We start from the raw sequence: 18,802 nt of genomic DNA on the forward strand, positions 1-18,802 counted from the left end.
GAAAGGCATTCCCTTGACAGCCCCTCGACGTGGATGGTCTGGGATCTCGCGGCCTTAACCGCGGTTATGTCGCGTATATAAGAAGCGGTTTTTCTGACTGCAAGGCTGGAAACTCGCTGTAATCCAGTAAAAAGAACAGATTGGCTCCGATTGCTCCATCACCTCGCGGACAGAAAATGCCCCGTCGGATTCGCACAGACCGGGAGTGGTCAAACCATACGCTGGGCTGCAGCACAAACATGGTTGTTGACCCGCGCCGTTGCAAGCCGGCAGTGCCGTTTCGGCCTCATTGACCCATAATGAGGTCGAGCAGCGTTGTGCGCCGGTTTGCCGGCTGAACCGGAGAGTCCCCGCCGACGTCTGCGGGCGGAATGGGACCACCCGCCTGAGGCCGATAGGGATCGCCCTGCGGAATCCCCGTTGGTGGCAAGTCCGACTGGCGTGCTGCCGGTGTGCCCGGGGCCGCCGGATAACGTGTCTCTCCGCCGGAGAACACGTCTGAGAGGATGGTGCCGATCGTCATCGGTTCCGGCTGTGGCTCGATATAGTCGCTGCCGGAGAGAGGGTCCGGCGTCAGACCGGCATGGGCGGCCGTCATGAAATCGTGCCAGGCCTTGGCGGGCAATCCGCCGCCTGTCACCTTCTTCATTGACTGACCGTCGTCGTTGCCGAACCACACGCCAGTTGTCAGGTTGCTGGTGTAACCGACAAACAGCGCGTCGCGGAAGGATTGGGTCGTGCCGCTCTTGCCGGCCGCTTCCCATCCGGACAGACGGGCTTTCTTGCCGGTGCCATCGGTTATGACGCCCTTCAACATACGGTTCATGTCGGCGATCAGAGGCTCGCCGAGGACACGCGGCGGTTCCGCGTAGTCGTTCTCGTAAAGAACTTTGCCGTCGGCATTGGAAATCCGGCGAATGATGTGCGGCGTCGCCTTGTAGCCGCCGTTCATGAACGGGGCATAGGCGGCGGTCAGTTCAAGCAGGGATACTTCCGAAGTCCCAAGTGCGATCGAAGCGTTGGCCTGCAATTCCGATTCGATGCCGAGCCGGTGGGCGAGCTTGATAACGTGATCGGGGCCGACCTCCATCACCAGTTGCGCGGCAATGGTATTGAGCGAGTTGGCAAGCGCTTGACTGAGTGTCACGGGGCCGCGGTACTTCTGGTCATAATTCTCCGGCGTCCACTTGCCGATCCTGACCGGCGCGTCATTGCGGATCGAATCGGGACGAATGCCGTTTTCGAGTGCTGCCGCATAGACGAACGGCTTGAAGGCCGATCCGGGTTGGCGCTTGGCCTTGACGGCACGGTTGAACTGGCTTTCGGCATAGTCCTTGCCGCCAACGAGGGCGCGGATCGCCCCGGTGCCATCGATGGAGACAAGTGCGGCTTGCGAAGCGTTGAGCTTTGCGCCGTCGGTATCGAGCGCCTTGACGATCACGGCCTCGGCCTTCTTCTCCAGCCCCATGTCGATGGTCGTCTCGACGACAAGGTCCTCGCTGATTGTGCCGACGAGGCGCTTCGTCTCCTCGACCACCATGTCGGCGACATATTGACTGGCCCCGGTCCAGTAGCGCTTGGCCGTTGTCGGCGTCTGGGACATCGCTGTCTTGATCTCGTCGTCCGAGATGTAGCCTTCCTCGCGCATCGCGCCAAGCACGACCTGCGCCCGGGCTTCCGCCGCTTGCGGGTCGCGCGCCGGCGACAGCCGCGACGGCGCCTTGAGCAGACCCGCCAGTAGCGCCGCTTCGCCTAGATTCACGTCGCGGGCCGACTTGGAGAAGTAGCGCCGTGATGCCGCTTCGACGCCATAGGCGTTGGAACCGAAATAGACGCGGTTGAGATACATCGCCAGGATCTGGTCCTTGGTGAACTTGTGTTCGAGCCAGAAGGACAGGAGCACTTCTTGGATCTTGCGTTCGATCGTCCGCTCCGGTGAGAGGAACAGGTTCTTGGCCAACTGCTGCGTCAATGTCGAGCCGCCCTGTACGGTGCGGCGACTGATGAGATTTGTCACCACCGCCCGCGCAAGACCGAGTGGATCCACGCCGAAATGCGAATAGAAACGTCGGTCCTCAATGGCGATGACAGCCTGCGGGATGAAAGGCGACATGTCCTCGAGCGCCAGCGCCTCGCCACCGGTTGCGCCGCGATTGGCGATCACCGTGCCCTCGACGGAGAGAACCTTGAGATTGGGTGGCCGCTCGGGAATCGACCAGGAACTGGCGCTCGGCATGCGCGCGCCGTAATACATCACGATCCCGCCGACACCGATCGCCCCCCAGATACCAAGCACGATGCACCAGTAGATCACGCGGCCGAGCAGGCCTGTGAGGCCTCTGGCGCGACGTTTGGGCTTGGCTCCGCCACGACGTTCGCGCGGCGTGGAGGCGGACTTGGGTGACTTCGGTGCCTGTTGTCTGGTGCTTCGGCTCGTGCCCTTGCCACCGATCCGGTCGCCGGCGTCGAGGCGAATCTCCTCATCGTCGTCGGGCTCGCCCTGAAAGGTCGGCTCGACGCGTTTACGGGATTTGCCTTTTAGTGCCATGGCCGGCGATCTTGCTCCAGAAAACTGTGCGCCTTCGATGCCGGCTTCCTCGGCGTCTCGTTTCGCGCTGTGAATGACAGCCGCATGACGAAAGCGAAGGCGCGGCCGGAGGACTGGACTCTAAATGCGGCGATTTAAGGGGGGGTTAAGACGCGGTAAACAATCCCTTGCAGCCGCGGCTTGCGCCAGTCGTTCAAAGAGATCGTTCGTGCGGTCTATTGGCAGAGATCCGCCCATTCGGCGTTCACCAGTTCTGCCATGCGTTGCGGTGCGATATGAACCGCCGAATTGGTAGCGCCTGCGGCAGGCACCACCTGGCCGAAGGCCTTCAGCGAGATGTCGCAATAGACCTTGAGGTCGGAAGGCAGGCCGAAGGGGCAGACGCCGCCGACCGGATGGCTGGTCACTTCGACCACCTCTTCCGCCCCAAGCATGCGCGGCTTGACGCCGAAACGGTCTTTGAACTTGCGATTGTCGAGCCGCTTGGTGCCGGCAGTGACGACCAGCACGATAGTGTCGCCGACCCTCAGGCAAATCGTCTTGGCGATCTGGTCGGGTTCGACGCCATGGGCTTCCGCAGCCAATGCGACCGTCGCAGAGCTTGCATCGGTGACGATGACGGTGATTTCGGGGGCTTTTTCAGCGAAGAAAGAACGGACGGATTCAAGGCTCATGATGCAATTCTAAGCGCATGTCCCGAAGCTGGGCAAGTGCGAAAAGGAGATGGGCCTTGATATCGCAACCGGGCCTACCCATCTAGGGTCCAACCAGTGCATGCAGCCATTGATTGATGTGTTGCAGCGTTTTGGATCAGGAATGCGAAGGGAATTAATCATCGGTTAATCACTTCACTTCATTCTAGTGATCATGGGACGCTGGCTGATACCGATAGGTAAAGGCCATGTCCGGAAATGCGCATTGCTCGTTTCCGCTCCTGACCACGGATGTACTGGCAGGGGCGTCGAAACGGGATAGGAAAGGTCGGGTATCCCCCGGCCTTTTTGCGTTTCTGGGCCTGAGCGGAGCGCTGCCGTTTCTGGCCTGAACAGGCGAAGCGCGCCGGCTGGCAAGGCGACGCGCCTTCAGTTTTCTTACGCCGAGGCCAGCGCATCCAGGATGCGGATCCACGACCGGATGCCTTTATGGAAGGACTTCAGGTCGTATTTCTCGTTTGGCGAGTGAATGCGGTCGTCGGTCAGGCCGAAGCCGACCAGCAGGGAATCCATGCCGAGCGTTTTCTGGAAATCGCCGACGATCGGGATCGAGCCGCCCATGCCGATGACGACGGCCGGCTTTGGCCATTCGTCCGACAGAGCGTTCTTCGCCTTGGTCAGGACAGGGGAATCGTAGGACAGCTGGATCGCGGGCGAACCGCCGTGCTCGTGGAAGTCCACCGAGCAGTCGGCCGGGATCTTGGAGCGTACATAGGCGCGGAAGCTCTCGCGGATCTTCGCCGGGTCCTGCTCGCCGACCAGGCGGAACGAAACCTTGGCCGAGGCTTTGGCGGCGATCACGGTCTTGAAGCCTTCGCCGGTATATCCGCCGGTAATACCGTTCACTTCCGCCGTCGGCCGTGCCCAGGTAAGCTCCAGCACCGAGCGGCCTTTTTCGCCCGAGGGGATCGACAGGCCGACTTCACCAAGGAAGCCTTCTGCCGTACGGCCGAGTGTTTCCCAGGATGCCTTGATATTGGCTGGTGTCTCCTCGACTCCTTCATAAAAGCCGGGCAGGGTGATGCGGCCGGTCTCGTCATGCAGGCCAGCCAATATCTCGACCAGGATGTGGATCGGATTGGCCGCAGCGCCGCCGAACAGGCCCGAGTGAAGGTCGCGATCGGCCGCCGTAACGATTATTTCTTCGCCGACCAAGCCGCGTAGTGCCGCCGCAATGGCTGGTGTTTCCGTGTTCCACATGCTGGTGTCGCAGACCAGCGCATAGTCGGCCTTCAGCTCTTCCGCGTTGGCGGACAGGAATGGCTTGAGCGAGGGCGATCCAGATTCTTCCTCACCCTCGAACAGGATACTGACCTTGATCGGCAGGCTGCCATGTACAGCCTTATAGGCGCGGCACGCTTCGACGAAGGTCAAGAGTTGTCCCTTGTCGTCGGATGTGCCGCGACCGGTGATAACCTTGCGGCCCGGTTCGATCTCCTTGATCGTCGGCGCGAAGGGATCCTCTTCCCAAAGGTTCAGCGGATCGACCGGCTGAACGTCGTAGTGGCCGTAGAACAAGACGTGCGGCGCGTCGGGTTTTGCCCCGGCGTGGTGGGCGACGACCATCGGATGGCCGGGTGTGTCGCGCATGGAGGCCTCGAAACCAAGCCCGGTCAACTCGTTGACCAGCCATTCTGCGGCTTTGCGGCACTCGGCCTTGAAGGCCGGATCGGTCGAAATCGAGCGGATCCTGACGAGATCGAACAGGCGCTCCAGGCTGCCGGGCAAGGTCTGGTCGGCGCGGTCGAGTACGGCGGAAATATCGGTCATGGCATTTATCCTGCAGATTGCAAATCGTCAGGACGATAGACCAAAGGCCAGAGCGTTTCGAGGGCGGGCAAAATTAAAATGCGTCAACCGGTCGAGGCGCTGTGGTTAGAGCTTGCGGGCGTTTTCGATCGCCCAGCGCATATATTCGAGCATCAGTTCTTTCTCGAAACGGCGAAATCCGGAGAAAAGCGCCTGATCCGCCTCGTTGGCAGCGGCGAGCGCCTCGTGCTCGAGATCACGGGCCTTGTCGGTCAGGAAGATGACTTGCGCGCGCCGATCGGAAGGATGCGGGTGGCGCTTGATCAGGCCGTCGCGCTCCATGCGTGACAGTGTGTTGGCCATGGTCGCCTGTTCGATATCGACCCGCTCGAGAAGCTGTTTCTGAGTGAGCCCTTCTTCGTTCCATAGCTCTATCAACACGGGCAGTTGACCGGCCGAAAACCCCAGTTTTGTCGCACGCACCTGAAGAGCGCGGGCAAATCCCTTGGCCAATTGGCCAGCAAGGTAGGTGGCGGAATCAGAACGATTTTGAGCCATGCCAATGGATAAGCCGGTTCTGATGTGGGCTCAAGAATAAATCGCAGGCGATCCAGTTCCATGGCGGGTCTTTTTGGGGAGGTGGCGGGGAACGAACAATGATCCGGACATAAAGAAGCCGCCATGGCTTGGGGGCGGATACCATGGCGGCTTCGAATGAGGGACAAAGGCCCGGAGAGGGGGATAAGGCCTTTGTCCAGTCTGAAGCGGCGGGGGACGAGCCTCATTCAGACCGCGGCGTGATCAGGCGCCGGTGACTATGAAATGTGTGGTGAAATGCGGCTTTTCAAGGGAAGGCTGGATTACAAATCTGTAACGTTTGTGTGTTCGGGACGACCGGCCTCAGGCGAACTTTATATGGACGCCCCGGGCGCCCCGCGCTATCCATGCCCACATGAAAAAAGGCGATCATCTCTTCCTCGTCGACGGCTCGGGTTTCATCTTCCGCGCCTTCCACGCCCTTCCCCCGCTGACCCGTAAGTCGGACGGCCTGCCGGTCGGTGCTGTCTCTGGCTTCTGCAACATGTTGTGGAAGTTGCTGATGGACGCGCGCGACACGAACGTCGGGGTAACGCCAACCCATTTCGCCGTCATTTTCGACTATTCGTCGAAAACCTTCCGCAAGGAGCTCTATCCGCAATACAAGGCCAATCGCTCGGCACCGCCGGAGGAGCTGATCCCGCAATTCGGCCTGATCCGTCAAGCGACCCGGGCCTTTAACCTGCCCTGTATCGAAGCAGAAGGCTTCGAGGCGGACGATCTGATCGCCACCTATGCCCGGCAGGCCGAGGCGGTCGGTGCCGACGTGACGATCATTTCCTCCGACAAGGATCTGATGCAACTCGTAACCCCCATGGTCCACATGTACGACAGCATGAAGGACAAACAGATCGGCATTCCGGAGGTCGTTGAGAGATGGGGCGTTCCGCCGGAAAAGATGATTGACCTGCAATCGCTGACCGGCGATTCGACCGACAATATTCCCGGCGTTCCGGGTATCGGTCCGAAGACGGCGGCCCAGCTTCTGCAGGAGTTCGGCGATCTCGATACGCTGCTGGCCCGGGCCGGCGAGATCAAGCAGGTCAAGCGTCGCGAGAACATCATCGCCAATACCGAATTGGTTCGTCTGTCGCGTCAATTGGTGACGCTGAAGACTGATGTGCCTGTCGACATGCCGCTCGACGCGCTGGTGCTGGAGAAACAGGATGGGCCGAGGCTGGTCGGTTTCCTGAAGACGATGGAATTCACCACGCTGACCCGCCGCGTCGCCGAAGCCTGCGATTGTGATGCGTCCGCTATCGATCCGGCGCCGGTCAAGTTCGAATGGGGTGCTGCGGCCCACGGCCCGGATCTCGATTCTGCGACGTCGGCAGATGAAGAGGCATCCGCTCCGCCGGTAACGGGGGGCGAAACGGGCAAGGCGACCACGATTGCCGCGACCGCAAACGGCGATCCGGCGCCGGCCGATCTTGCTGCCGCACGCGCTGCCGCTTTCCACGGGCGGAAAATCGACACCACCGCATATTTGACGATTCGCGATCTCGAGGCGCTGAACGCCTGGATTGCCGCGGCCCGCGAGACCGGCCTTGTCGCCTTCGATACCGAGACCACGTCGATCGATCCGATGCGCGCAGAGCTGGTCGGCTTCTCTTTGGCGATCGCCGACAATGGCCAGAGTACTGGATCGACCGATATTCGCGCCGCCTATGTTCCGCTTGCGCACAAGACCGGCCGCGATGATCTGTTCAGCGACGGACTGAAGCTGGCCGAAGGCCAGATCCCTATGCAAGCGGCGCTTTCGGCGCTGAAGGACCTGCTCGAGGATTCCTCCATCCTCAAGGTCGCTCAGAATCTCAAGTACGACTATCTGATGATGAAGCGCTATGGCATCGTCATTCAGGGCTTCGATGACACCATGCTGATGTCTTACGTGCTGGATGCAGGCAAGACGACCCACGGCATGGATGCGCTCTCGGAGCGCCTTCTGGGGCACACTCCGATCGCCTACAAGGAGGTCGCCGGCTCCGGCAAGTCATCCGTCACCTTCGACTTTGTCGACATCGACAAGGCAACGGCCTATGCGGCGGAAGACGCAGATGTCACGCTGCGGCTTTGGATGGTACTCAAGCCCCGCCTTGTGGCGGAAAAGCTGACGCGCATTTATGAGCGGCTGGAACGCCCGCTGGTGCCGGTCCTGGTCGATATGGAAGAGCGCGGCATTTCCATCGACCGCCAGATCCTGTCGCGCCTCTCCGGCGAGCTTGGCCAGAAGGCTGCCGCCTTCGAGGACGAGATTTACGAACTGGCTGGCGAGCGCTTCAATATTGGCTCGCCCAAGCAACTCGGCGACATCCTGTTCGGCAAGATGGGGCTGCCGGGCGGTTCGAAGACCAAGACCGGCCAGTGGTCGACCTCGGCCCAGGTTCTGGAGGATCTCGCTGCCGAAGGCGCGCCGCTGCCGCGCAAGATCGTCGACTGGCGCCAGCTGACCAAGCTGAAATCGACGTATACCGATGCGCTCCCCGGCTTCGTCCATCCTGAGACCAAACGGGTCCATACCAGCTATTCGCTGGCTTCGACCACCACCGGGCGTCTGTCTTCCTCCGAGCCCAATCTTCAGAACATCCCGGTGCGTACCGCCGAAGGCCGCAAGATCCGGACCGCCTTCGTCTCGACGCCCGGCCACAAGCTGTTGTCGGCTGACTACAGCCAGATCGAACTGCGTGTGCTTGCCCATGTTGCGGAGATCCCACAACTGCGCCAGGCCTTTGCCGACGGCATCGACATCCATGCGATGACCGCTTCCGAAATGTTCGGTGTTCCGGTCGAAGGCATGCCCTCCGAAGTACGTCGTCGCGCCAAGGCAATCAATTTCGGTATCATCTACGGGATTTCAGCTTTCGGGCTTGCCAACCAGCTCGGCATTGAGCGTTCGGAGGCCGGCGATTACATCAAGAAGTATTTCGAGCGCTTCCCGGGCATCAAGGACTACATGGAGAGCACCAAGGCCTTTGCCCGTGAGCACGGCTATGTCGAAACCATCTTCGGTCGCCGTGCCCATTACCCGGAGATCAAGTCGTCGAACCCGTCCATGCGCGCCTTCAATGAGCGCGCAGCAATCAACGCACCGATCCAGGGATCAGCCGCCGATGTCATCCGCCGGGCGATGATCAAAGTCGAGCCGGCGCTTGCCGCCGCCGGCCTTCGCGAGAAGGCGCGGATGCTCCTGCAGGTCCATGACGAATTGATCTTTGAAGTGGAAGACGATGCCGTGGACGCTGCCATGCCGGTCATCGTAAGGACTATGGAACATGCCGCCATGCCGGCCGTATCCATGCGCGTGCCACTCAAGGTTGATGCGCGCGCTGCCGACAATTGGGATGAGGCCCACTAAGCCGCGTTCAGAAGAGTGCGGTCCGCGCCGCGACGTGGTTGCGGATCGTCTGCATCATCAGCGCCAGGGCCGCGCTTGGCTCGACGCCCGCCTGCGTCGTCAGCCCAACCGCGCCGCGCGTTTCACTCATATCGATGGAAAGCTCGGCCAATCGGCCGCTTTCCAGTTCGTCGACCACGACACCACGCGAGATGAACCATACAGCATTATGCCGCATCACGAAGGCGCGGCCGAAGGAGGCCGAGACGGTTTCGAGCATCTTCGGCAGGTCCGGTATGCCATTCGTCAGCAGTAGCCGGTCAACGTAGGGCCGGATCACCGAGCCCTTGTTCGGCATCAGAACGGTATAGTTGGCAAGCGCCCCCAGTGTGAAATTGCGTCGCGCCAGAAGCGGATGACCGGGCGACACGATGATAGCCACCTCCTCGCTGTAGAGCGGCTCGAAGAAGAGCCCGGCCATCCGCTCCGGCGCGGCGAGGCGTCCGACAACGAGATCCAGCTCGCCAAGGCGCAAAGAATCCAGCAGCACGCGGTTTTCGCCGGTGGCGATTTTTACCTGGCTGCCTGTGCCGCTCGCCAGGAACTCGGCGACCGCGTCCGGCATGAAGGTCGCCGATGCGGTCGGCAGCGTGCCAATGCTGATTGGTGGCCCTTCCGATTTCATGGCTTGGGCGAGCGAATCCATCCCCCGCTGCACCGAAGCCAGGCTTTCGGCCGCGTGCTTGAGGAACACCTCGCCAAGGTGCGAAACGCGGATACCCCTTCCTTCCTTCTCTAGTAAAGCCACGCCGAGGATCTCCTCAAGCTCCCGCATCGTCCGGGTCACCGCCGGCTGGGTGATTGCCAGCGCATCGGCGGCCTTGCCGACGCTCCTCTGGCGTGCGACCTCAAGGAAGGTCTGCAAGTGTCGGAATTTGATCCTCTGATCCATAATTCATGCCATTTTTGTTATGCGTTGGAGAAGAAATATCATTTTACCCACCGAAATGCATCGAATAACACTCTACCCAGTGAGGAGAAAATCATGGCTTTCGCCACAATCAACGACATTCCCGTCCACTACGAACTGCTCGGCGAGCCGGATGCGAAGAATCTCGTCGTATTCTCTAACTCGCTCGGCACCGATTTTCGTATCTGGCTGCCGCTGTTCGATGAGCTTAGCGAGGATATCTCCGTGCTGCTCTATGATAGCCGTGGTCACGGCCTGACGGGTGGGGCCGATAAACCCTTCGGCATGGCGGATCTTGTCGATGACCTGATCGCCCTCGTCGAACATGTCGGCATCAAGCGGGCGGTCTTCTGTGGTCTCTCGGTCGGTGGTCTTATCTGCCAGGGCGTGTGGCAAAAGCGCCCTGACATGGTGAAGAAGCTGGTGCTGTGCGACACGGCGGCGAAGATCGGCGCGCCGGACGCTTGGAACGCGCGCATCGACGCTATCGCCAAAGACGGACTGGAAAGCATAGCCGACAATGTGATGGAGCGCTGGTTCACTGCGGACTTCCATCAGGAGCGTGCGGACGATCTCGCCGGTTACCGTTTGATGATGAGTCGCCAAGCCGTGGCCGGCTATTCCTCAACCTGCGCGGCCATTCGCGACACTGACTTCACCAATGCGCTGGCGACGATTTCCGTGCCTGTTCTCTGCGTGGTGGGTGACCAGGATGGCTCTACCCCGCCCGAGCTGGTCAAGGCGACAGCCAGCGCGATCCCCGGTGCGCGCTTCGAGACCATCGAGGGCTGCGGCCATATCCCCTGCGTCGAACAACCGGAGCAACTGGCGGCGCTCTTGCAGCCGTTCCTCAAGAAGGCATGAAGGACTGAGATGAGCGAAACCCCGGAAAAGTCCCCGCGTTATCATCAGGGCATGGCGACTCGCCGCAGCGTGCTGGGCGATAGCTATGTGGATCAGGCGCAAAAGTCGAAAACTGCCTTCGACGAGCCATTCCAGGATCTGATTACCGAGGCTGCCTGGGGTCATGTCTGGTCGCGGCCGAACTGGACCAAGCGCGAGCGCTCGATGGTTACCATCGCGCTGCTCGCCGCGCTTGGCCACCATGACGAAGTGGCCATGCATGTGCGGGCGACGAAGAATACCGGCGCGACGCCCGACGACATTATGGAGGCACTGCTGCACGTGGCGATCTATGCCGGTGTGCCCGCGGCGAACCATGCGATCAAGATCGCCAAGAATGCGCTTCGCGACATAGAGGCGGATACAAAGACGGAGGAAGGAAAATGAAGAACGTCATGCCCGAAACGGGGGGCTTTTTCCCTCGCGATCGTGATATGCAGCCGCCACCCTATACGCCTTGGTACAAGACGACCGTGCTGCGTTCGCCGCAGCGCGCGCTGATTTCGCTTGAGGGCACGAAGAGCGAGATCACCGGCCCGGTGTTTGGCCATGGCATGTTGAACGAGTTCGATAACGACCTGATCGTCAATTACGCCAAGCCGGGCGAGAGCCCGATCGGCCAGCGCATCCTCGTCCATGGTCGTGTTATGGATGAACGTGGCAAGGGTGTCGCCGGGGCTCTGGTCGAGTTCTGGCAGGCCAATGCCGGCGGCCGTTACCGGCACAAGAAGGACACCTATCTCGCGGCCCTGGATCCGAATTTCGGTGGTGTCGGGCGCACGATCGCCGACGAGGATGGCTATTACTGGTTCAAGACGATCAAGCCGGGTCCTTATCCCTGGCCGAACGGTGTGAACGACTGGCGCCCGGCGCATATCCACTTCTCGATCTTTGGCCATGGTTTCGCCCAGCGCCTGATCACCCAGATGTATTTCGAAGGCGACCCGCTGATCTGGCGCTGTCCGATCGTCAAGACGATCCCGGACGAAGAGGCGATCAAACGTCTCATCGCGCCGCTCGACATGAACGCCACCCTGCCGCACGACATGCGTGCCTACAAATTCGACATCGTATTGCGTGGCCGTCGCTCGACGTTGTTTGAAAATCGTATGGAGGGCAACTGACATGGTTCAATCGCTTGGCTACCTCAAGGAATCGGCCTCCCAGACTGCAGGTCCCTACGTCCATATTGGCTGCACTCCGAGCTTTACCGGCATCGAAGGTGTCTACGAGAAGGACCTCGGTTCCGGCCCACTCTACAACGATAAGACCCGGGGCGAGCGCATCACCATTCGCGGTCAGGTCATCGACGGCTCTGGTACACCGCTGAAGGACGCCATGGTCGAGATCTGGCAGGCCGATGCAGACGGCTTGTACAACAGCCCGTCGGAAACACGCGGTAAGGCGGATCCGGATTTCCTCGGTTGGGGCCGTTGCCCGGCCGACATGGTGAGCGGTGAATTCGTCTTCCAGACGATCAAGCCCGGTCGTGTGCCGTTCACCGATGGCCGGCTGATGGCACCGCATCTCACGGTGTGGATCGTCGCGCGCGGCATCAATATCGGCCTGCACACCCGCATGTATTTTGCCGACGAGGCCGAGGCCAACGCTGCCGATCCGGTGCTCGCCCGCATCGAGCACAAGGTGCGTGTGCCGACCCTCATCGCCACCCGCGAGGGGGACGGCTACAGGTTCGACATTCACCTTCAGGGCGAGAACGAAACGGTCTTTTTTGACATCTGACGCGAACCCGGCGTGCCCTCATCGGCGCGCCGGTCTTTCGGCGGACTTTACTGATCGGCTAGGCTATTGACTGGGCCGGGACGGAGATTTGAATGGACAAGACAATCGCAAGCGCGGCCGAAGCCGTCGCCGACATCGGCGATGGCGCGGTCGTGATGATCGGCGGCTTTGGCGGCTCCGGCGCCCCGATCGAGCTGATCCACGCCCTGATCGATAAGGGCCCCAAGGGGCTTACGGTGATCAACAACAATGCCGGCAATGGCCGTATCGGTATTGCTGCCATGATTGACGCCGGCATGGTCAGGAAGATGATCTGTTCCTTTCCGCGCTCATCCGATCCGCGCGCCTTCACCGACAGATATCTGGCCGGCGAGATTGAGCTGGAACTCGTGCCCCAGGGAACGCTCGCCGAGCGCATCCGGGCTGGCGGCGCCGGTATCCCGGCTTTCTATACGCCCACGGCTTATGGCACCGAGCTCGCTGAAGGCAAAGTGATCGCCGAATTCGATGGCCGTCCCTACGTGCAGGAGCGCTGGCTGAAGGCCGACTTCGCCATCGTCAAGGGCCATCTCGGCGATACGCACGGTAACCTGACCTACAACAAGGCTGCCCGTAATTTTAATCCGCTGATGTGCATGGCGGCTGCAAAGACCATCGCCCAGGTGTCGAGGCTCGTACCCGCTGGCGGCATCGATCCAGAGCATGTGATCACGCCGGGCATCTTCGTGAACTCCGTCGTGGAAATTGCAAACCCGCAGCAGGAAGAAGAGCTCATCCGAGCCGGAGTGGCCTACGTATGACCGTCGATACGCGCGAAGACATCAAGCTTTCCAACGCCCAGATCGCCTGGCGCGCCGCTCAGGACATCGCCGACGGCGCCTATGTGAACCTCGGCATCGGCTTTCCGGAAATGGTCGCCCGCTACCAGCCTCCGGGCCGGCAGGCAATCTTTCACACCGAGAACGGCATCCTCAATTTCGGCGAGGCGCCGCCGGAAGGCGAAGAGGACTGGGACCTCATCAACGCCGGCAAGAAGGCCGTGACCCTGAAGCCCGGCGCCTCCTTCTTTCATCATGCCGACAGCTTTGCCATGGTCCGAGGCGGTCACCTCGACGTGGCTATTCTCGGCGCCTATCAGGTCGCGCAGAACGGTGATCTGGCCAATTGGCGAGTCGGTTCCAAGGGTGTGCCGGCCGTCGGCGGTGCGATGGACCTTGTCCATGGCGCCAAGCAGGTCTTTGTCATCACCGAGCATGTCACCAAGAAAGGTGAGCCCAAGCTCGTTGAAAAATGTGCTTTCCCGCTGACTGGTGTCGGCTGTATTACGCGCGTCTACACGAGCCACGCCGTCATAGATATTGTTGATGGCCGTTTCGTAGTGCGCGAGAAGCTTGCCGAAATGTCGATGGAGGAACTCCAGGCGATGACCGGCGCTCCCTTGCATGTGGACGGCCCGGTCGCCGATCTCGTGGTCCCTGAACTTTGAGGAAGACAGAAATGACCGAAGCTTTCATTTGCGACTATGTCCGCACCCCGATCGGTCGTTTCGGCGGTTCGTTATCTTCGGTGCGTGCCGACGATCTCGGCGCCATTCCGCTGAAGGCGCTGATGGCCAGGCATGCCGGACTCGATTTCGAGGCGGTGGAAGACGTAATCTTCGGCTGCGCCAACCAGGCGGGCGAGGATAATCGCAACGTCGCCCGCATGTCGCTACTCCTGGCCGGCTTGCCGGTCAGCGTCACGGGCACGACGATCAATCGTCTGTGCGGCTCTGGTATGGATGCCATCATCAGCGCCGCCCGCTCGGTGAAGTCGGGCGAGGCCGAGCTGATGATCGCCGGCGGCGTCGAAAGCATGTCGCGTGCGCCCTTCGTCATGCCGAAGGCCGAGACAGCCTTTTCCCGCCATGCCGAGATCTACGATACGACGATCGGTTGGCGCTTCGTCAACCCGTTGATGAAGAAGCAGTACGGCGTCGACAGCATGCCGGAGACCGGCGAAAATGTTGCCGAGGATTACCGCATCAGCCGCGAGGACCAGGACGCCTTCGCCGTCCGTTCGCAGGCCAAGGCTGCGGCTGCGCAGGAAAACGGACGTCTCGCCAGGGAAATCACCCCGGTGACAATCCCGCAGCGTAAGGGCGATCCGCTCGTCGTCGATCGGGATGAGCACCCGCGTGCCACGACCATGGAGATCCTGGCCAAGCTGGGCACACCCTTCAAAAAGGAAGGTGGTACTGTGACGGCCGGTAATGCTTCCGGCGTCAACGATGGCGCGGCGGCCCTTATTGTCGCCTCGGAAGCAGCGGCGAGGAAGCATGGCCTGACGCCGATCGCTCGCATTCTCGGCGGCGCGACCGCCGGCGTTGCGCCGCGCGTCATGGGTATCGGTCCAGCGCCCGCTTCGCAAAAGCTGATGGCCCGCCTCGGCATGACGCAGGATCAGTTCGACGTCATCGAGCTGAATGAAGCCTTCGCCTCCCAAGGTCTTGCCACGCTGCGCACGCTCGGCATTGCCGACGACGACCCGCGCGTCAACCGCAACGGTGGCGCAATCGCTCTCGGTCACCCGCTCGGCATGTCCGGTGCCCGCATCACCGGCACGGCGGCCCTGGAGTTGTCCCTGACGGGCGGGCGTTATTCGCTGTCGACCATGTGTATCGGTGTCGGGCAGGGCATTGCCATCGCACTGGAGCGTGTCTGAGTGATGGCGTTGACGGCTCTGCCTTACCATGCCCGCCTGCTCGGCGATGCCGACATCGCCGACATGCTCGGGGAAAAGGCGGATCTTGCAGCGATGATCCGCTTCGAGGTCGCGCTTGCGCGTGCCGAAGCTGTTTGTGGGTTGATCGACAAGGCCCATGCCGCGACCATCGCTGCCCGCCTTGACGGCTTTCAGCCGGATATGGCGCGTCTCACCCAGGCAACCTTGCGCGACGGTGTCCCGGTTCCAGAGCTGGTCACACAGATGCGTGAGGCGATTGGCGGCAAAGCGGCGGCGGCTGTCCACTTCGGCGCCACGACCCAAGATGTGATTGACACCGCCCTGGCGCTGAAGCTGAAGCCTGTACTTGGCTTGCTTGCTCAGCGCTTGGAGACTGTTGACGATCTTCTCAGCAGTCTGATCCAGCGCTTCGGGAGCCGTCCGTTGATGGCTCGTTCGCGTATGCAGGCTGCCATCATGATCTCCGTCGCTGACCGCGTCGCGGTCTGGCGCAAGGCCTTGGCGCAGCTTGCTTCAGTGCTTCCGGGCGTTGCCGATCGGCTGTTGATTCTGTCGCTTGCCGGCGCCGCCGGCACGGCCGACAAATTTGGCGACAGGATCGGTCCTGTACGGGTAGCGATGGCGACCGAACTCGGCCTTACCGCGCCGGCCTATGTGCCCCATACGGATCGGGACCGGATCGCAGAATTCGCGTCCTTCCTGTCGCGGCTAACCGGTGCTCTGGGTAAGGTCGGCATCGATGTCGCTCTTATGGCCCAGAACGGTATTGACCAGATCGAGCTTTCGGGCGCTGGCGGATCTTCTGCCATGCCGCACAAGCGCAACCCTGTTCTCGCGGAAATTCTGGTGACGCTGGCTCGCTTCAATGCCTCGCAGGTAGCCGGTATCCATCAGGCTTTGATCCACGAGCAGGAACGCTCTGGAAGCGCCTGGACGCTCGAATGGCTGATCCTGCCGCAGATGATCGAAGCTGGCGGTACGGCTCTCTCGCATGCCGTCGCGCTGCTTCAGTCGATCGAACGCATCGGCGAGGCGGGCTGACGTCAGGTTTCAGCCTGCGAACGCCCTGCCAGTACGCGCTCGAGTATCGAAATCAGCTTGGCTCCGGCCTCGGCCAGCACTCCGCTGTTATCGATCGTGACGACATCATAATTGCCCTCGATCGTCAGCGAACTGCGGTTCAGTCGATGGAGGATTTCGTCCCGGGTTTCACGACCGCGAGCGACCAGCCGTCCCGCGAGAACTTCCGGCGAGGCTGTGACGTTGATGATCAGCAGCGGCGAAAAGGCTTGCGCCCAGCGCGGCAGCGCCGAGCGCGAGCCGTTGGCAATCACCATATGGCCAAGAGCCAGCTTCTCGTGCACCGATGCGGGAATGCCGTAGCGAAGCCCATGGGCATCCCAGTCTACCGCGAAGGCGCCCTGCGCGCGCATTGCCTCGAACTCGGGCGATGAGACGCAGATGTGCTTCTCCCCACCCGCGTCCTCAGGCCGGGTGATAACCCGCTGAACGAAATGAACATCCGGCCGCCCGGCGAAATGTGCCATGGCTATGGCAAGCAGGCTGTCCTTGCCGGCGCCGCTCGGGCCGACCACGGCAACCATGGTGCCGGTGGAAACCTTGTCTCGCACTATGCCAGAATGGCTGTTCATTAGGTGACCCTGCGGCCTTCCCGCCAGACTGAGCGCACCACCGGAACGCCTTCGTCCCGCCGCACGCGGACCAGGTCCGCGCGTAGGCCCGGAGCGATCCGGCCCCGATCATCGAGGCCAACGGTACGGGCTGGCGTCGAGGTGACCATGGCGAGTGCCTGCGGCAGGCTGATTTCGTCGCAGTCGTCCGCCAGCACGAAGGGCGCATGCAGTAGGCTGAGTGGTACATAGTCGGACGAAAGGACGTCGAGTACACCGAGGCCGGCAAGATCACGAGCGGCAATATTGCCGGAATGCGACTTGCCGCGCACCACGTTCGGCGCACCCATCAGCACGCTCATGCCGGCCTTGTGTGAGGCCTCGGCGGCCTCGAGGCTGGTCGGAAATTCTGCAAGCCGCACGCCATAGCCTTTGGCTTCCTCGACATGGTCGAGCGTGGCGTCATCATGGCTCGCCATCGTGATGCCGCGCGCGGCGCAGGCCTTCGCCAGCGCATCGCGATGTGGGCCGGCATATTGCGCGGAGGATTCCTGTCGGCGGGCGACGAAGTGGGCGAAGGCATCGTCTGACAGCCCGCGCTTGGTCTTGTAGTAGAGTGTGTATTGCTCCATCGTCTGGAACTGCCGCTGGCCCGGGGCATGGTCCATCAGCGAGACGAGGCGCACATAGGGATCAGTCTCGAAATCCGAAAAGTGGTCGAGGACATCGGCGGAGGAGACCTCGCAGCGCAGGTGGATGAGGTGTTCGGCCCGCAGACGATCCTCGCGCTCGGCGGCCTGGATGGCATCGGCCATCTCGCGCATTTCGCCCTTGGAGAAGCCGCCTTCCTCGTCTGACCCCATGCGCAGGCAGTCGAATACCGTGGTGATGCCGGCTGTCGCCACCTGGGCGTCGTGCGCCTGGATCGCCGAAGTTTTATGCCAGCGCACGCCGGGTCGGGGTGAATAATGCGATTCGAGGTGGTCAGTGTGCAACTCGATCAGCCCGGCGATCAGATAATCGCCGCCGAAATCCTCGCCGGAGCGCATCGGACCTTCCGAAATGTCGGCGATACGGCCGTCGCGGATTTGGACGGCGCCTTCGATAACCCGGTCCTCCAGAACGATACGGGCATTGGAGATAATGGTCTCGGCAGACATGCGATAAACTTTCAAGGGTTCAGGCGCCTGCAAGCGGCTGCCATGTGTGGACGGTGAAGGGTGCGCCGCGCTCCTGCTCGACGAAGAGTGCGAGGCCGGAGACGTGCAGTGGCTTGCCAGTGAAGGGGGAAAAGCGGGCCTTGGCCAATTGACGCATAACGTCGGCCTTGGCCGGTTCGACCGGGCCGCTCAGCGTCATGTGAAAGCGAAATTCCTCCATGACATAAGGGTAGCCCCAGCGCATGAGATAAGTGCGTTGCGCCTCACTCAGTCGCTCTGGCTTGCGCCGGGCAATGTCGGCTTCGGAAAGTGGAGCGCGAAAGGGCTCGAACGTTTCGACCACACAGGTGGCGAAATCTTGAAGTGTCTGGCAGGGCTCGGCCGGCACCAGTGCGAAGAAGGGCCCGATCTCACCGACCGTGATCGCGGGAATGTCGAAGGCCGGTTGTTCAGCGCAAAAGGCGGAAAAACGCTGCATCAGTTCGAGCTCGGTCTTACCCTCGGCGAGCGCGAACGGTGCCTTGAGCGTCGCATGAAAGCCGTATCGTCGTGGGTCGGCGGTGAGTGCGGCGAAGTCCTCCGCCGGGAAAGCCCCGTCTGGGCCTCCGGTGTAGCGCTCTTCCGTAAAGGCGTCGCGGCCAAGCCAAGCGGATGCGGTCCGGGTCAGTGGATCGTTGGCGGGCGGTGTGAAATAGAGCGCATAGCGCAAGGCAGGTTTCCTTGGTGTCGA

17 protein-coding genes are annotated in these 18,802 nt (G+C 61.5%); 9 read left to right on the plus strand and 8 right to left on the minus strand.

Translation table 11 applies throughout. The features are described from left to right. Nucleotides 1-286 precede the first annotated feature (286 nt). From RNA01_RS11410 to RNA01_RS11425, 4 genes are all read right to left on the minus strand, one after another. Complete coding sequence (locus RNA01_RS11410; RefSeq protein ID WP_147180327.1) at nt 287-2,548, minus strand: transglycosylase domain-containing protein; 2,262 nt, start codon at nt 2,546-2,548, stop codon at nt 287-289. Between the two features lie 215 nt (nt 2,549-2,763). Beyond that, nucleotides 2,764-3,222, minus strand: a complete 459-nt coding sequence (locus tag RNA01_RS11415) for a YbaK/EbsC family protein (RefSeq protein ID WP_147180328.1) — start codon at nt 3,220-3,222, stop codon at nt 2,764-2,766. Nucleotides 3,223-3,639: 417 nt separating this feature from the next. After that, nucleotides 3,640-5,031, minus strand: coding sequence for a dipeptidase (locus RNA01_RS11420; protein ID WP_147180329.1), 1,392 nt, complete (start codon nt 5,029-5,031; stop codon nt 3,640-3,642). 105 nt (nt 5,032-5,136) lie between these two features. Further along, nucleotides 5,137-5,568 (minus strand): MarR family winged helix-turn-helix transcriptional regulator, encoded by a 432-nt coding sequence (locus RNA01_RS11425; RefSeq protein WP_147180330.1) that lies wholly within the window; start codon nt 5,566-5,568, stop codon nt 5,137-5,139. A gap of 394 nt (nt 5,569-5,962) precedes the next feature. On the opposite strand from RNA01_RS11425, the gene polA reads away from it, so the two are divergent. Continuing rightward, nucleotides 5,963-8,962: a DNA polymerase I gene (gene polA / locus RNA01_RS11430; RefSeq protein WP_147180331.1), complete on the plus strand. Its 3,000-nt coding sequence runs from the start codon at nt 5,963-5,965 to the stop codon at nt 8,960-8,962. A 7-nt stretch (nt 8,963-8,969) separates the two neighbouring features. Here the strand turns inward: polA and pcaQ are convergent, their stop codons facing one another. Continuing rightward, nucleotides 8,970-9,896 (minus strand): pca operon transcription factor PcaQ, encoded by a 927-nt coding sequence (pcaQ, locus tag RNA01_RS11435; protein WP_147180332.1) that lies wholly within the window; start codon nt 9,894-9,896, stop codon nt 8,970-8,972. Between the two features lie 90 nt (nt 9,897-9,986). On the opposite strand from pcaQ, the gene pcaD reads away from it, so the two are divergent. From pcaD to RNA01_RS11475, 8 genes are all read left to right on the plus strand, one after another. Further along, nucleotides 9,987-10,775, plus strand: a complete 789-nt coding sequence (gene pcaD / locus RNA01_RS11440; protein WP_147180333.1) for a 3-oxoadipate enol-lactonase — start codon at nt 9,987-9,989, stop codon at nt 10,773-10,775. A gap of 9 nt (nt 10,776-10,784) precedes the next feature. Next, a complete protein-coding gene (pcaC, locus tag RNA01_RS11445) occupies nt 10,785-11,201 on the plus strand; it encodes a 4-carboxymuconolactone decarboxylase (RefSeq protein ID WP_147180334.1) in 417 nt (138 codons plus the stop codon). After that, on the plus strand, nt 11,198-11,938 hold the full coding sequence (gene pcaH, locus RNA01_RS11450) for a protocatechuate 3,4-dioxygenase subunit beta (RefSeq protein ID WP_147180335.1): 741 nt from the start codon (nt 11,198-11,200) through the stop codon (nt 11,936-11,938). The genes pcaC and pcaH overlap by 4 nt, the downstream gene beginning before the upstream one ends. 1 nt (nt 11,939) lies before the next feature. Beyond that, the gene (gene pcaG, locus RNA01_RS11455) at nt 11,940-12,557 is read left to right on the plus strand and encodes a protocatechuate 3,4-dioxygenase subunit alpha (protein WP_147180336.1); all 618 of its coding nucleotides are present in this window, start codon (nt 11,940-11,942) and stop codon (nt 12,555-12,557) included. Between the two features lie 92 nt (nt 12,558-12,649). Then, a complete protein-coding gene (locus RNA01_RS11460) occupies nt 12,650-13,357 on the plus strand; it encodes a 3-oxoacid CoA-transferase subunit A (RefSeq protein ID WP_147180337.1) in 708 nt (235 codons plus the stop codon). After that, nucleotides 13,354-14,043 carry a CoA transferase subunit B gene (locus tag RNA01_RS11465; RefSeq protein ID WP_147180338.1) on the plus strand — a complete coding sequence of 230 codons (690 nt, stop codon included), beginning with the start codon at nt 13,354-13,356 and terminating at the stop codon, nt 14,041-14,043. The genes RNA01_RS11460 and RNA01_RS11465 overlap by 4 nt, the downstream gene beginning before the upstream one ends. Before the next feature lie 11 nt (nt 14,044-14,054). Next, nucleotides 14,055-15,260, plus strand: a complete 1,206-nt coding sequence (gene pcaF, locus RNA01_RS11470; RefSeq protein WP_147180339.1) for a 3-oxoadipyl-CoA thiolase — start codon at nt 14,055-14,057, stop codon at nt 15,258-15,260. 3 nt (nt 15,261-15,263) lie between these two features. After that, nucleotides 15,264-16,322, plus strand: a complete 1,059-nt coding sequence (locus RNA01_RS11475) for a 3-carboxy-cis,cis-muconate cycloisomerase (protein ID WP_147180378.1) — start codon at nt 15,264-15,266, stop codon at nt 16,320-16,322. Nucleotides 16,323-16,324: 2 nt separating this feature from the next. On the opposite strand, the gene phnN is transcribed toward RNA01_RS11475, so the two are convergent. The 3 genes from phnN to RNA01_RS11490 are packed head-to-tail and all read right to left on the minus strand — an operon-like array spanning nt 16,325 to nt 18,781. Next, a complete protein-coding gene (gene phnN, locus RNA01_RS11480) occupies nt 16,325-16,933 on the minus strand; it encodes a phosphonate metabolism protein/1,5-bisphosphokinase (PRPP-forming) PhnN (protein WP_235916584.1) in 609 nt (202 codons plus the stop codon). Next, complete coding sequence (locus tag RNA01_RS11485) at nt 16,933-18,072, minus strand: alpha-D-ribose 1-methylphosphonate 5-triphosphate diphosphatase (RefSeq protein WP_147180340.1); 1,140 nt, start codon at nt 18,070-18,072, stop codon at nt 16,933-16,935. The genes phnN and RNA01_RS11485 overlap by 1 nt, the downstream gene beginning before the upstream one ends. A 19-nt stretch (nt 18,073-18,091) precedes the next feature. Continuing rightward, on the minus strand, nt 18,092-18,781 hold the full coding sequence (locus RNA01_RS11490; RefSeq protein WP_147180341.1) for a DUF1045 domain-containing protein: 690 nt from the start codon (nt 18,779-18,781) through the stop codon (nt 18,092-18,094). Nucleotides 18,782-18,802: the final 21 nt, after the last annotated feature.

Origin of the sequence: Paenirhizobium naphthalenivorans (assembly GCF_007992095.1) — a bacterium.
In the GTDB taxonomy this organism is placed as follows: domain Bacteria; phylum Pseudomonadota; class Alphaproteobacteria; order Rhizobiales; family Rhizobiaceae; genus Allorhizobium; species Allorhizobium naphthalenivorans.

Coding starts and splice junctions, on each gene's coding strand:
- RNA01_RS11410 (WP_147180327.1), bottom strand. CDS start 2,548: ATGGCACTAAAAGGCAAATCCCGTAAACGCGTCGAGCCGACCTTTCAG.
- RNA01_RS11415 (WP_147180328.1), bottom strand. CDS start 3,222: ATGAGCCTTGAATCCGTCCGTTCTTTCTTCGCTGAAAAAGCCCCCGAA.
- RNA01_RS11420 (WP_147180329.1), bottom strand. CDS start 5,031: ATGACCGATATTTCCGCCGTACTCGACCGCGCCGACCAGACCTTGCCC.
- RNA01_RS11425 (WP_147180330.1), bottom strand. CDS start 5,568: ATGGCTCAAAATCGTTCTGATTCCGCCACCTACCTTGCTGGCCAATTG.
- polA (WP_147180331.1), top strand. CDS start 5,963: ATGAAAAAAGGCGATCATCTCTTCCTCGTCGACGGCTCGGGTTTCATC.
- pcaD (WP_147180333.1), top strand. CDS start 9,987: ATGGCTTTCGCCACAATCAACGACATTCCCGTCCACTACGAACTGCTC.
- pcaC (WP_147180334.1), top strand. CDS start 10,785: ATGAGCGAAACCCCGGAAAAGTCCCCGCGTTATCATCAGGGCATGGCG.
- pcaH (WP_147180335.1), top strand. CDS start 11,198: ATGAAGAACGTCATGCCCGAAACGGGGGGCTTTTTCCCTCGCGATCGT.
- pcaG (WP_147180336.1), top strand. CDS start 11,940: ATGGTTCAATCGCTTGGCTACCTCAAGGAATCGGCCTCCCAGACTGCA.
- RNA01_RS11460 (WP_147180337.1), top strand. CDS start 12,650: ATGGACAAGACAATCGCAAGCGCGGCCGAAGCCGTCGCCGACATCGGC.
- RNA01_RS11465 (WP_147180338.1), top strand. CDS start 13,354: ATGACCGTCGATACGCGCGAAGACATCAAGCTTTCCAACGCCCAGATC.
- pcaF (WP_147180339.1), top strand. CDS start 14,055: ATGACCGAAGCTTTCATTTGCGACTATGTCCGCACCCCGATCGGTCGT.
- RNA01_RS11475 (WP_147180378.1), top strand. CDS start 15,264: ATGGCGTTGACGGCTCTGCCTTACCATGCCCGCCTGCTCGGCGATGCC.
- phnN (WP_235916584.1), bottom strand. CDS start 16,933: ATGAACAGCCATTCTGGCATAGTGCGAGACAAGGTTTCCACCGGCACC.
- RNA01_RS11485 (WP_147180340.1), bottom strand. CDS start 18,072: ATGTCTGCCGAGACCATTATCTCCAATGCCCGTATCGTTCTGGAGGAC.